This window comes from Clostridium nigeriense, from assembly GCF_050585265.1.
Lineage (GTDB): Bacteria > Bacillota > Clostridia > Clostridiales > Clostridiaceae > Clostridium > Clostridium nigeriense_B.
In genome coordinates, this window is sequence record NZ_JBNOOE010000007.1 from 24,927 (window position 1) to 38,530 (window position 13,604).

A 13,604-nucleotide genomic window follows, 5' to 3' on the forward strand; every position below is an offset into this window, starting at 1 on the left:
TATTATTCTTATAGATAAAATATTATGTCACTTATTTTTATTTAATTATTAAAAGCAAAAAAGAGATAAGATTAACTTATCTCTTGCTTAATTACACCTATTGCAATTCCTAAAATACTTACATCTCTATTACTTAGCTCTATTGGTGAATATAATGAATTAGCTGGCATTAATTTAGGGGAGTCACTATTTAAATTTAATGTTTTCAACGTTGCTTCTCCATCTAAACTAGCGGCTACTATATCATTATGATTTGCATTTTCCTGTTTTTTAATTACAACCAAATCTCCATCACAAATATTTTTTTCAACCATGGAGTCACCTTTTACTCTTAATATAAAAGTATCTTTTCCTCTTTCAAGCCAATATTTAGGTAAATAGAACTTTCCTTCTATGTTATCGTTAATTTCAATAGGATTTCCTGCTGCTATGTTACTAAACATAGGTAAATCTACTAAATCTTCTTCATTATAAATAGTATTTTCGTTATCAAATATTTCTTTTTTATTAGATGCTGTATCTATATTAAATTCTACTACATCTTTATTTCTTAAATTAATATATTCATATTTTTCTATTGTATTAATTACCTTCTTCTTCTTTTCAAACTTTAATTTAAAACTAAAGCTCTTCCCTTTTACATCAACTCCTAAGGAATTAAACTTCCTACCTTTTATCATCCAAGAATTTTCCTTATTGTTTAGTTCGCTGTTTAATATAAAAATAAATGAAGAATAATCTTTTTCTTTATATATAGACTTAATAAAATCTATTTCAGCCTTGGTTAATCTTTCTATATCATCTAAAATTATATGACTATATAATCCTTTGAACTTTTTAACATATGAAAGTGCAAATAAAACATGATCATACTCATCAATAAGAGAATCCATTGATAATTTTTTATTATACAATTCTTTTATTATATATATTGCTTCTCTTGTATATGAGTTTTTCTTTATTCTTTTTTTTCTTCCTTTTCTATCTATAACTAAATAATCTTCTAATTTAAAATTACTAGCTTTAATCCAGAGTATTTCATCTAATAAAAATTCCAATTTTGCTTTTTCAATAAACTTAGACTTTTTATAAAAAGAAGATATTTCACTATCTAAGCTTTCTAATAAAGTTAGGCCTTCCTTTTTACTAATTATTTGGAAAACTTGTCCTTTTTCTCTTATATAAGCATTATAGTATGTATTAATAAGCTCCTCAAAAGTAACTATATTTACTCTATTTTTATCTAATGAAAATAATGAATAGAAATATTCTCTACTACTTTCCTTATTATATAATTCAATAGCCTCACTATTTTTACTATAATTTGACGTAACAAATAATATTTTATCATCTTCATAAAGACAATAGTTATTTTCTAGATTTAAAGCTTTATATATGGATGCCGTACTTTTACCTGTTCCTTCTTTACCTTTTAAAACTTGATATCCAGAAGACTTATGTCTTATAAATTTATTCTGAGTATTTGTAAATTCCATTTTTTCACCACCTAATTCTATGTCCAATTATTCATGTATTTTAATAATATATTTTCTAGTAATATAAGTCAAACATTTACTTATGCGTACTCATTATATATTATAGTTATCTTTATTATAATTTTAAAATGAATTAAAAAATGGGCTGTCGCACAAACAACCCTAATTAAGAATTTAAAATTAAAAGTGAAGAATTATTTTAGTATCTATTTAGACAAATGGATTATAAAACCTTCCATTATTAATTTTAGTAGCAATTATAGCTAAAATTAATAATATTATTGCACATACAATTGTTATGTAATCTCTTTTTTCAAATTTTCTTACATTATACCAAGTTCTCTTCTTATTTTTTCCAAAGGCTCTTAATTCCATTGCTGAACTTATAGTTGCTATTCTCTCTAAGCTTGAAAATATTAATGGCATTAATATAGAAACTGAATTTTTAATTCTTTTTGTTAATTTTTCCTTTTTAGACATATCTATTCCTCTAGCTTGCTGAGCAAATGATATATCTTGATAATCACGTTGAACATCTGGAATATATCTTAATGCAATTGATACAGAGTAAGCTATTTTATAATTAACACCAATTCTATTTAATGATGCTGCAAATTCACTTGGATTAGTTGCAACAATAAATAACAATGCCATTGGTATTATAGAAAAGTATTTTATTATTATATTAAATTGATAAAATAATTGTTCTAAAGTTACTGTATAAGGTCCTGCTATCTTAAACAAATCTGTTCTACTTCCATATATTTGTACTCCCTCATATGGCGAGAAAATAAAAATTGCTAAATTGTTTAGTAATAAAAATGCTAATATAAAATAAAGTACAAATGAAACTTGTTTAAACTCCACTTTTGAAATTTTAAATACAACTATACCTAAAAGGAACATTAAAATAAGAATTCTTGTATCATATGTAATCATAGATGCTACTGCCCATATTATAAAAGAAATTAACTTAGTTGCACCTGTTAATCTATGAATAGGTGAATCTACATTTGAATACTCTAGCATTTTACTCATATACCTCTAATCCTCCTATCATAATCTATAAATTTTTTAACAAATTGTCTTGGGTTATCTAATTCAGATTTTATTGCTAGCTCATATAGAGATGTTTCTTTCAAATTTGCTTCAGATATAACATTTTTATCTGTTATTACATTTGCAGCAATATCATCTGCTAATTTTAATCCATTTGAAAATACTATAGCCCTATTTGTATATTCAAGCATTAGATGCATATCATGAGTTATCATAATTATTGTAACTCCTTTTTTATTTAATTCTTTTAAGAATTCCATAATTTCAGTATAATGCTTAAAATCTTGTCCAGCTGTGGGTTCATCTAAAATAATTACCTCAGGATTTAATACTAATATAGATGCAATGGTTACACGTTTCTTTTGTCCAAAACTTAGTGCAGAAATAGGCCAATTACGGAATTCATATAATCCACAAATTTTTAATGTGTTAAATACTCTTTCCTTAATTTCCTCTTCATTTAATCCCCTTACTCTAAGACCTAATGCCACCTCATCAAATATCATTGTTTTAGATATCATTTGATTTGGATTTTGCATTACTATTCCTATTTTCTCTGCTCGTTCTTTAATAGTATCATTTTCTAAATTTCTTCCATTAAATAACATTTCACCTTCAGTCGGTTTATAAAAACCACAAATAAGCTTTGATACTGTAGATTTTCCTGCTCCATTTTTTCCAACTATACTAATCATTTCACCTTTTTTCACATTAAAAGAAATACCTTTTAATATTTCTCTATCTTTTTCATAACCAAATTTAACATTTTTCAATTCTAATATAACTTCACTATCTTTGTTATTATTTTGTTCAACTGTTTCATCATACCAATGTTTAAGTTTATCTTTACATTTATCTAAATTTAATGTATTTATATGCTCTGGATTAATATCCGAAACAACTTCACAGCCAGCATATCTTAAAGCTGTAATATAAAGTGGTTCACGTATTCCTACTTTAGATAATATATTAGAACTTAAAAGTTCATTTGGAGTCATATCTGCAGTAATCTCTCCATTATCTACAACTATTATTCTATCTACGTTACAGTGCAATACATCTTCTAACCTATGTTCTATAATAACTATTGTTTTATTTGTCTTCTTTTGTATTTTATCAATTAATTCAATTGCACTTTTACCAGTAGCTGGATCTAAACTTGCAAGCGGTTCATCAAATAATAATATATCTACACCTCCAACCATAACACCAGCTAATGTTACACGCTGTTTCTGACCACCCGATAAACTATATGGTGCTAAATCTAAATAATTATCGATACCAACAATTTCAGATGCTATTTTCACTTTTTCCTTCATCTCATCTTGAGGTACACAATCATTTTCTAATTTAAAAGCTATATCCTCAGCAACAGTCAATCCAATAAATTGACTATCAGGATCTTGAAGAACAGTACCTACTGAATTAGATAATTCAAAAATACTCATTTCTTTAGTTTCTTTACCATTTATTTTTAAACTTCCTGTTATATTCCCCTTATTATAAAATGGAATTAATCCATTTATACAATTTGAAATTGTACTTTTACCTGATCCAGATGGACCAACAATAAGAACTTTTTCACCTTCATATATTTTTAAATTTATATTATTTAATGTTGGCTTTGCTTGGGCTCTGTATTGGAAGGTAAAGTTATTGAACTCAATTACAGGTTTTTTCATAGCAAATCTCCCTTTACATGTAAAATATATATTAAAGACTTTGTCTCCGATTTAAAATATTACTACATTTTTTTCAATATGTATACAAAAAAATACTAGAAACCTAAAGTCTCTAGCATTTTAAATAATTACTACTCTCTATCTAAACTTCCTTTTTTAACTCTACTTTTTGAATATGTATAAATTAAAATAGTTCCTAGTACGCCGACTGTAATTGAGTTAGAAATTGCAGCTGCTATTCCCTGTAAATATACCTTATTTGATGGTTCTGCATAAATAAAGATATCTAATGTAGGAGCAATTAAAAGCCATGCTATAGAATTTGCAACTATTTGATAAATGTTAAATAAAATAATTTCCTTCTTTTCAAAATCTCCTTCATTAACCTTTAATTTTCTCCATGATAATCCTAATATAAGACCTACAGAAGCTGATGCTATAATCCAACTAAACCAAGGTAAACCGGTAGAAACTAAATCTTTTAAAGCATGTCCTATAAAGCCTATAGAAAATCCTGCTATCGGTCCATATAAAACTGCCATTAAGGCTAAAAATGCATAACTTGTTTCTATATTAGTGTTTGGTATCCCTGTTGGAATTGCTCCAAAGCGCCCTAATATCATAAATACAGCCGAACCTATTCCTATTGCAACTATTGTTTTAATAGATATATTTTTTTCCATTACATTTCTCCTTTGTTTATCAATATATTAAAGTATATACTACCAATATTGTTAGAGTCAAATTTTTATTCGTAATTATATATAAATATTTTTAAATAATTATAAATTATATTTTTTTTAAACAAGTATAATTTCTATACTAGTCAATCTTTAATTTCTAATTCTGCACTAATAGGATAATGGTCTGAAGGATATCTTCCATCAATGTTATAGTATATTATTTCACTATTTTTAACATCAAACTCTTCTGTAACAAAAATATAGTCTATATGTAGGCCTTTTCTTGCTCCTTTAAATTTACTTAAAGTTGATAAAGAATATATTTCCTTTTTACTATCTTGAACAGCTATAAATTTCTTACTACTGTATTTACCTTCTGATAAATTTCTAATTACTTTACTATTAGGGCTAGAATTAAAATCCCCCATTAAAATAGCTGGGTAATCATCTTTTTCATGTTGATTCTCTATATATTCACCTATTTTTTTAAGTCCATATTCCCTAGCTTTAGGTAATAGAAAGTCCAAATGTGTGTTATAAACTCTAACTATATTACCATCTTCTAATTCAATTAATGCAGTAGTACAGATTCTTGGAAAAACAGAATACCAAACAGAACTACCTATCTTTTCAGGATTTTTAGACAACCAAAAAGTATTATATTCTAATATTCTATGCCTATTAGAAACTAAAATATCATTTCTTTCTATAAAAAACTTACTACTTCTTGGCATTCCAACAAAATTATAATTAAATATTTCTGAAGTAAGATCATTAAACATTTTATTAGTTAATTCTTGAACTCCAATTATATCAAAGTCATTATTTTTTATTAATTTATAAACTATTTCTTTCCTTTTATCCCATCTATTATTAATATCCAAAGGAAAGTCTGTTCTTAAATTAAAAGTCATTACCTTCATAGTAATACCCCGTTATTTATAGTTTTTTGCTGCTAATTTATTCTTTCTTTAATTTTTATATTATCAAAAGCATATCCAGCTAATAAGAATATTATACCACTAACTACAGGTTGTATAGCCTCTAAATATAAAGTTGCTAGAGGTGCAATAAAGTTTCCTGATATAATAGCTCCAGCTAAATAGTAACCAAAACATCCTACAAAACCAGAAATAAATAATGCTAATATATTTCTTTTGCATAATAATTTATCTGATTTAGATGTAAAGAATAGCACCATAACAGGTTTTATTATTATAGTTGCTATAATCCATACCATTCCACCACTTAAAGCATCTGCAAGTCCAGCACCAATTCCAGCTGCCACCATAGCATATGGTGTAGGTAAAAGTACAGCTGCCAAATATATAAAAGTATCCCCTAAGTGAATATACCCTCCATTAAATCCGGTTGGAACTCTAGGTATAAAAGCAATAGTTGTACATATTATTGCTGCAAAGAGTGCTGCTAATACAATATTTTTAGTTTTATTGCTTATATTCATTTATTAATATCAGCTCCTTTAAACATGGCTCAAACATAATTCCTTCTCTTGAATCAGATTTAAATTTTGAAGTAAACTCAATAGATTTAAATATAAAATCTGTAGCATTTTTAATAGCATAGTTTAAATCGTGGCCATTTAACAATAATCCAATTATAATTGATGTAAATATATCCCCTGTACCACTATAAGACTCATGATTAAAATCCGATTCTACTTTAAAAAATTCACCTATTTTTTTATCATATGCAAAATTGAAAATTTTATTTTCTCTTATAATTCCAGTTATAATTACTTTTTCTGGTCCCATATCAGATATTTTCTTTGCTATTTCTATTATCTTTTCATCACTAGTATTATATTTATCATATATATCACCAGTCAAAATACAAGCTTCTGTTAAATTAGGTGTAACTATATTAGCAATTGAAACCAAGTATCTCATTTTACTACACATATTTTCTGTAAAAGTATTATAAATAACACCATTATCTCCCATAACAGGATCAACTACAACTAAAGCTTGTTCTTTTCCTTTAACAAAATTTAAAACTATGTCTATCTGCTCTTCTGATCCTAAAAAGCCACTATATATACAATCAAAATTTATATTTAAGCTATCCCAGGCCTCCTTATAACTAATCATTTCATTAGTGATATCTAAAAAAGTATAATTATCAAACCCAGTATGACATGATAATATAGCTGTTGGATAAGGGCAGCATTGAACCCCTAATACAGATAAAACTGGTATTGCTGCCGTTAAAGAACATCTTCCAACTCCTGATAAATCATTAATTGTTGCTACCTTTTTAACTTTATTCATAAGTGCACCTACTTCTAAATTTATTTACTTTATAATAATTCAATAGTTAAACTTTGTCCATTGTATCGATACAATATGAGTATTTCTATATAATTTCCCTCATTTAGCAGTAAGCTCCAAGTTATCACAAAATTAATATAAGCACTTACTAACTAAAAAGAATGAAATTAGGGATAATAAATTAAAAATCTATTATCCCTATTAAAACTAATTTTATATTTATTTTTTATAAATCTATTACCAATTTTAATAATTTATTGCTTCTATCAATAAAGCTATCCATTTCTTGAGAAGTTAATTCCTTATTTGATAATAAAGCAAGGTCTAATATATAATTGCATATTAAATTAATCCTTTCCTTATCTTCTAAACTTACATTAGTTAGCTTCTTAATAATTGGATTATTATTATTTATTACTAAAGTTCTTTCTTCGCTGAACATATTAGGCATATCCATACCACCAAACATTTTACTCATTTCAGCCATTCTTCTAGACTGTTCTGAAACTAAAATCATTGCTGGTGTTTCTGAATTCTTAAGACTTTCAACTTTTATTTCTTTTACATCATTAGAAGCTACTTCTTTAAATAAATTTTCTATTTTTTCATTTAAATCCTTTAGTTCTTCTGTTTCATCACCTTTTAAAGTTTCTGAAATATCAGAGTCTATTCTTGCAAAAGTAACCCCAGATTCTTTGGATTCTAAGAAACTAATAAAATGATTATCTAAAGAACAATCTAATACTAAAGCATCTAAGTTAGCTTCCTTAAACATCTTAATATATTGAGATTGTTGCTTTTCATCAGTTACATAGAACACCTTATTTTCATGTTTTTCTTTATTTTCTTCAAGATATTCTTTTAAAGTAATATACTCGCCATTTAATTTTCTAAAAACAATTATGTCCTTAATTTTTTCATAAAAACTTTCATCTCTTAGGCATCCATATTTAATGAATATTTGTATATCCTTCCAAAAACCATTGAAATTTTCTCTTTCATTTTTATAAAGTCCTATTAATTTATCTGCTACCTTTTTAACTATATGTTTAGAAATCTTCATAACGTCTTTATCTTTTTGAAGGAAACTTCTTGAAACATTTAATGGTAAGTCAGGACAATCTATTGTTCCTTTTAGTAATAATAAGAAATCTGGTATAACTTCTTTAATATTATCTGCTACAAAAACTTGATTATTATAAAGTTTCACTTGTCCTTCTGTTGCTTCTAATTCATGCTTTAATTTAGGAAAATATAATATTCCTTTTAAATTAAATGGATAATCAACATTTAAATGAATCCAAAATAAAGGATCATTAAAATCTAAAAATACTTTTTTATAAAAATCTTTATACTCTTCATCTGTACAATCCTTTGGAGACTTCATCCATAATGGAGTTGTATCATTTAAAGGCTTTTTATCCTCTTCTTTCTCTTCTTTTCCTTCTTCTTCTAAGTATATTTCTGTAGGTAGGAAAGAACAATACTTCTCTATAATTTCTCTAACCTTATAAACTTCTAAAAATTCTTTACTATCGTCATCTACATATAAAGTAATAGTTGTTCCTCTTTCTTTTCTGTCTTCAGATGGATATATTTCATATTCAGTTCCACCATCGCAAACCCAAGTTACAGCTTCTGATCCATTTAAATATGATAAGGTATCTATTTGAACTCTTTTAGCTACCATAAATGCTGAATAAAAACCAAGTCCAAAATGTCCTATTATATCCTTATCATCATCTATTCTATCTTTATATTTATTTATAAAATCCTCTGCTCCAGAAAAAGCAACTTGAGTAATATATTTTTTCACTTCTTCTTCAGTCATTCCAATTCCATTATCAATAAATTTTAATGTACCATTTTCTTTATTAACAGTAACTAAAACTTTATATTTTTGATTTTGGTCTATATTTGCTTCTCCTAAAGTTGTTAGCCTTTTTAATTTGCTTATTGCATCACACCCATTACTAATAAGCTCTCTTATAAAAATATCTTTATCTGAATAAAGCCACTTTTTAATAATTGGGAAAATATTTTCCGTATGAATTGATATATTTCCTTTATTTTTCTCCATAAACAATTCCTCCTCTTATATGAAATAATTTTAGTAAATAGAAAAAGTTATGTCAATATTTACTATATCCTATTTTAGTCAATTTATGATTTATTATTTAATTTATATTAATGAAAATAATAATTATATACTAAATCTTTAAATATCTATTACTTTAATCATATTATCCTCTAGACCAATTACACTTAATTTATTGCCTATATAATTCTTTATTATATCAATAACTTCAGTAGTTATTTTTTCCCCTGGACAAACTATAGGTATACCTGGAGGATATGGAACTATAAAGTCATTAGATATTTTATCTAATGATTCCTCTAAACTTATATATTTATATTTAAAATTAAAGACTTCATAGGGCTCTAAAATCTTTTTAGGATATGACTTACTAAATTCAATTATATTTTCTTCGGTTTTTAATAAATCAATATTAAGCTCTTTAATAGCTAAATATATTTTTTCAAAATCAACCTCTGTATTTGATGGAGATAAAATCAAAACTACACCTTTGCTAAAGCTCATCTCTGCTTGTATTTTTTTTGATCTTAAATATTCTAAAAGCTTATGTCCACTATATCCATCTCTAACAGTCATTAAATATCTACTTTTATCTATTTTATATTGTTCTTCTATATCATTATTGTTAACTATATAAACCTTATTTAAGAAATTTATATCTTTTCTAAATTTTTCTGCTATTTTAATTAAATTATCATAATCATCTTTAGCATAGTTATCTAAATAATATCTTGAGTAATCTAAAGATGCCATAATTAAATAAGATGGAGAGGTTGTCATAAAGGCCTTTAAATAAAACTCAATATTTTTCTCTATACTATTGACTAACAAAAAAGCTCCTTGAGTAAGACTAGGTAAAGTTTTATGAGCACTTACAACTACATAATCACCTAATATAGCCATTGATTTAGGCAATCTTTCATTAAATCCAAAATGAGCACCATGAGCACTATCTATTATAACTTTCAATCCTTCTTTTCTTAATTTTCCTATTATTTTTTCTAAATCGTAATAAATTCCAAAATAATTAGGGTTAGTTAAAATAATTCCTTTAGGATTTTTTGCTTTTTTTAAAGCATCATTTATTTCCTCTTCTCTAGGGGGTAAAAATATACCTAAATTATTATCTACTACAGCATAAATATATATAACTTTTAGCTTTCTTAAAATTAGCGCATTATAAATTGATTTATGACAATTTCTTTCTACTAGTACTTCATCCCCTTCGTTAAAAGCTGAAAATATAGCTGCTAAATTACCTGATGAGCTACCATTTACTAAAAAATAGGCTTTTTTAACTTTATATGTTTTTGCTAAAAGCTCCTGTGCCTCTTTTATAACTCCCTCTGGATTATGTAGATTATCTAAAGGGGCAACTTCTGTTATATCTAGTTCACCTAAAGAATTCTTTAATCTTTTTCCTAATTCATCTCTTAAAAAACCTTTTCCACACTTATTTCCTGGCATTGATAAAACCAAATTATTTTCACTTTTATATTTTAACAATTCTTCTAATAATGGTGCCTTATTCATCTCTTCTCCTTTAATTAGTTGCTTATTATTTCAATAGACTTATTACTTAATACCTTTTTCGCAACATTTAAAATAAATTCCTTATTTAAAGATTCTAACTCCTCTAATTCTTCATCATATACACTATAATTTCCAAACATCGTACTATAAGTAGATAATTCTTTTGCAAGAACTATATTTTGTTCTTCTCTAAACCATCTCTTTAACTTTATAGACTTTATATAATCCTTTATATCTTCATCATTAATCTCTATTTCTTCGCATATTATTTTCCTTATGCATTCTTCTATTAATGATAAAGCTTTATCTAAATTTTTATTTGAAGTACTAAAGGTTATTTTATATAACTTAATATATTTTTCATAAGCAATTTTAGTTAAAACATCATATACAAGACCATTTCTTGTTCTTAAACTATCAAATAGCACTGAATTAACACCTTCTCCAAAATATTCATTAAATATTCTTAAGGCTTTTAACTCATCAAAATTAAGTTCATCTATTGGAAATATAATTTCAACCTTAGATCCATTAGTTCCTTCCTTAACATCTTTATATACACCAAACCCATCTACATCATAAATTATTTCATTATATTTATTTTCATTATTATTAATCCAATTTCCAAAGTATAATTCTATTATTTCCTTAATTTCTTCAAGATTTAATGATGATACAACTGCTATAGAAGTATTTTGCGGATTATAATTTTCTAAATAAAAACTTTTTATATCACTTAAAGTAATTTTATTCAAACTCTCCATAGTACCTATAATTGGATATTTTATTCTTCGCTCTTGAAAACTATTAAGGAAAAGTTTATCTTCACAAAATTGATCTACCTCTTCATCCCATTCCCTTAATTCTTCTTTTATAACATCCATTTCTTCTTTAAATCCTTTTTCTTTAAAGCTTGGATTTATTATTATATCTGAAAAAAGTTCTATTGCTTTTCCTAAATCTTCACCTAACATAGTTCCATAATAAATAACATATGGATAATTTGTCATTGCATTTTGAAATCCAAAAACTCTACTTAACTCCTTATTTATATCTTCTTCACTTCTATTTTTAGTTCCTTTATACACCATGTGTTCTGTAGCATGTGCTAACCCTAAAAGTTCTTTTTCTTTACAAGCACCTGCATCTATTGAAACAGATATTGATGTAAGCTTAGACATTGTTTTTTTATAAATTAGCTTTATTCCATTATTTAATACTACTTCCATTACTACCTCCATATATTTGCTAATATTATTTTAATATTTCTATTATTAAATGTAAAACTAAAAGGGCTACTATATAATGAAAAATTAAGAATTTCTAATGCACAATTAATATCAAAATTAAAATTTAAGGGACTGTTTTAAAAAACAGTCCCTTGCTATAGTTCATCCTTATTCTGCTTTCAAAGCAATTGCACATTCAATTCTCTTCTTTTGCATTTTACAACCTATTTCATAAGGTATTTTCATATCTCCATTAAAGCTAACGTTATTTGCTTGACATCCTCCACTGCAGTAAAATCTTGCCCAACAATCTCTACATTTTGGCTTATTATAAATGTGAGCTTTTTTAAATTCCTTACCAAGTTCAGAATTATATGTATCATCATATATAGTTCCAAGCTTAAACTCTTCTTTTCCAACGAATTGGTGACATGGATAAACTTCTCCTTGTGGAGTTATAGCTACATATTCAAAACCTGCTCCACAGCCTGAAATTCTCTTATATACACATGGTCCACCATTTAAGTCTACATTAAAGTGATAGAAGTTATATTCACCATTCTTCTCTCTTTTTCTTTTAGCCATATCTTCATATAACTTATCATAGTTTTCCATTATAGTAGGTAAATCCTCTTCTCTTAAAGCAAGAGGATGTCCATTTTCTAATACTACTGGTTCAATAGAAACTTCATCAAATCCTTCATTTACCATTGCCATTACATCTTCAAAGAAATCAGTATTAGCTCTTGTAAAAGTTCCTCTTACATAATATGTTTTACCTGGAGTTCTCTTTTCAATCATCTTTTTTATATTTGGTAAAATATCATCATAAGATCCACTACCATTAACTTTAATTCTTACATTATCATTAACAGATTTTCTTCCATCTAATGAAAGGATTATGTTTCCAAGCTCCTTGTCCATAAAATCCATCATATCATCATTTAAAAGTGTTGCATTAGTTGTCATAGTAAATCTAATATTTTTATTCCAACTCTTCTCATTATCTCTTGCATACTGTACTATTTCCTTTACAGTATCCATTATCATTGTTGGCTCTCCACCAAATAAATCTATTTCAATATTTCTTCTTGGACCACTTCTTTTTACTACGTAATCAATAGCCTTTTTAGCAGTTTCAATAGACATAATACCCTTATGTCCATTATATTCTCCTTCATCTGCAAAACAATACTTACATCTTAAATTACATCCATGAATTATATTTAAACAAACTGCTTTAATATAATCTCTATCTTCCATTGAACCATGAGCTATATCTTCATACTTATCTTCTGAATATAGCATTCCATCTTTTATAAGCTCTAATATTTCATCATAAGCTTCTTCAATAGTTTCTTTATCATATTTATGAGATAAAAGTTTTATAGTTTCTTCTTTCTCTTTCATTCCATCATCATGCACTAAATCATATACTAGCTCGTCTACTATATGAACAGCACCTGTATTTACATCTAATACAAAATAGTTTTCACCTTGTTTAAATTTGTGTATTAAAGACATCTTAATCCC

The 13,604-nt window shown here is 26.2% G+C and carries 11 protein-coding genes; all 11 read right to left on the reverse strand.

The features are described from left to right. Nucleotides 1-71: 71 nt before the first annotated feature. The 11 genes from lexA to scfB all read right to left on the reverse strand — a co-directional run bounded on the left by lexA (nucleotide 72) and on the right by scfB (nucleotide 13,595). Complete coding sequence (gene lexA / locus ACQPVP_RS07940) at nucleotides 72-1,496, reverse strand: transcriptional repressor LexA (protein WP_430848835.1); 1,425 nt, start codon at nucleotides 1,494-1,496, stop codon at nucleotides 72-74. Nucleotides 1,497-1,706: 210 nt separating this feature from the next. After that, a complete protein-coding gene (locus ACQPVP_RS07945; protein WP_430848837.1) occupies nucleotides 1,707-2,534 on the reverse strand; it encodes an energy-coupling factor transporter transmembrane component T family protein in 828 nt (275 codons plus the stop codon). After that, a complete protein-coding gene (locus tag ACQPVP_RS07950) occupies nucleotides 2,531-4,237 on the reverse strand; it encodes an ABC transporter ATP-binding protein (protein ID WP_430848839.1) in 1,707 nt (568 codons plus the stop codon). The genes ACQPVP_RS07945 and ACQPVP_RS07950 overlap by 4 nt, the downstream gene beginning before the upstream one ends. Before the next feature lie 131 nt (nucleotides 4,238-4,368). Beyond that, nucleotides 4,369-4,920 (reverse strand): ECF-type riboflavin transporter substrate-binding protein, encoded by a 552-nt coding sequence (locus ACQPVP_RS07955; RefSeq protein WP_430848841.1) that lies wholly within the window; start codon nucleotides 4,918-4,920, stop codon nucleotides 4,369-4,371. 143 nt (nucleotides 4,921-5,063) lie between these two features. After that, nucleotides 5,064-5,843, reverse strand: a complete 780-nt coding sequence (locus ACQPVP_RS07960; RefSeq protein ID WP_430848843.1) for an endonuclease/exonuclease/phosphatase family protein — start codon at nucleotides 5,841-5,843, stop codon at nucleotides 5,064-5,066. Nucleotides 5,844-5,875: 32 nt separating this feature from the next. Beyond that, nucleotides 5,876-6,385, reverse strand: coding sequence for a TIGR04002 family protein (locus ACQPVP_RS07965; protein ID WP_430848845.1), 510 nt, complete (start codon nucleotides 6,383-6,385; stop codon nucleotides 5,876-5,878). Beyond that, nucleotides 6,369-7,211 carry a pyridoxamine kinase gene (locus ACQPVP_RS07970; protein WP_430848847.1) on the reverse strand — a complete coding sequence of 281 codons (843 nt, stop codon included), beginning with the start codon at nucleotides 7,209-7,211 and terminating at the stop codon, nucleotides 6,369-6,371. The genes ACQPVP_RS07965 and ACQPVP_RS07970 overlap by 17 nt, the downstream gene beginning before the upstream one ends. Nucleotides 7,212-7,437: 226 nt before the next feature. Beyond that, on the reverse strand, nucleotides 7,438-9,291 hold the full coding sequence (htpG, locus tag ACQPVP_RS07975) for a molecular chaperone HtpG (RefSeq protein ID WP_430848849.1): 1,854 nt from the start codon (nucleotides 9,289-9,291) through the stop codon (nucleotides 7,438-7,440). Between the two features lie 138 nt (nucleotides 9,292-9,429). Then, entirely contained in the window at nucleotides 9,430-10,842 is a 1,413-nt protein-coding gene (locus ACQPVP_RS07980; protein ID WP_430848851.1) for an aminotransferase class I/II-fold pyridoxal phosphate-dependent enzyme, read from the reverse strand. 14 nt (nucleotides 10,843-10,856) lie between these two features. Continuing rightward, nucleotides 10,857-12,071 carry a M16 family metallopeptidase gene (locus ACQPVP_RS07985; protein WP_430848853.1) on the reverse strand — a complete coding sequence of 405 codons (1,215 nt, stop codon included), beginning with the start codon at nucleotides 12,069-12,071 and terminating at the stop codon, nucleotides 10,857-10,859. Between the two features lie 168 nt (nucleotides 12,072-12,239). Further along, a complete protein-coding gene (gene scfB / locus ACQPVP_RS07990) occupies nucleotides 12,240-13,595 on the reverse strand; it encodes a thioether cross-link-forming SCIFF peptide maturase (protein ID WP_430848855.1) in 1,356 nt (451 codons plus the stop codon). Nucleotides 13,596-13,604: the final 9 nt, after the last annotated feature.

Coding starts and splice junctions, on each gene's coding strand:
- ACQPVP_RS07960 (WP_430848843.1), bottom strand. CDS start 5,843: ATGAAGGTAATGACTTTTAATTTAAGAACAGACTTTCCTTTGGATATT.
- ACQPVP_RS07950 (WP_430848839.1), bottom strand. CDS start 4,237: ATGAAAAAACCTGTAATTGAGTTCAATAACTTTACCTTCCAATACAGA.
- ACQPVP_RS07980 (WP_430848851.1), bottom strand. CDS start 10,842: ATGAATAAGGCACCATTATTAGAAGAATTGTTAAAATATAAAAGTGAA.
- lexA (WP_430848835.1), bottom strand. CDS start 1,496: ATGGAATTTACAAATACTCAGAATAAATTTATAAGACATAAGTCTTCT.
- ACQPVP_RS07970 (WP_430848847.1), bottom strand. CDS start 7,211: ATGAATAAAGTTAAAAAGGTAGCAACAATTAATGATTTATCAGGAGTT.
- ACQPVP_RS07955 (WP_430848841.1), bottom strand. CDS start 4,920: ATGGAAAAAAATATATCTATTAAAACAATAGTTGCAATAGGAATAGGT.
- htpG (WP_430848849.1), bottom strand. CDS start 9,291: ATGGAGAAAAATAAAGGAAATATATCAATTCATACGGAAAATATTTTC.
- ACQPVP_RS07965 (WP_430848845.1), bottom strand. CDS start 6,385: ATGAATATAAGCAATAAAACTAAAAATATTGTATTAGCAGCACTCTTT.
- ACQPVP_RS07985 (WP_430848853.1), bottom strand. CDS start 12,071: ATGGAAGTAGTATTAAATAATGGAATAAAGCTAATTTATAAAAAAACA.
- ACQPVP_RS07945 (WP_430848837.1), bottom strand. CDS start 2,534: ATGAGTAAAATGCTAGAGTATTCAAATGTAGATTCACCTATTCATAGA.
- scfB (WP_430848855.1), bottom strand. CDS start 13,595: ATGTCTTTAATACACAAATTTAAACAAGGTGAAAACTATTTTGTATTA.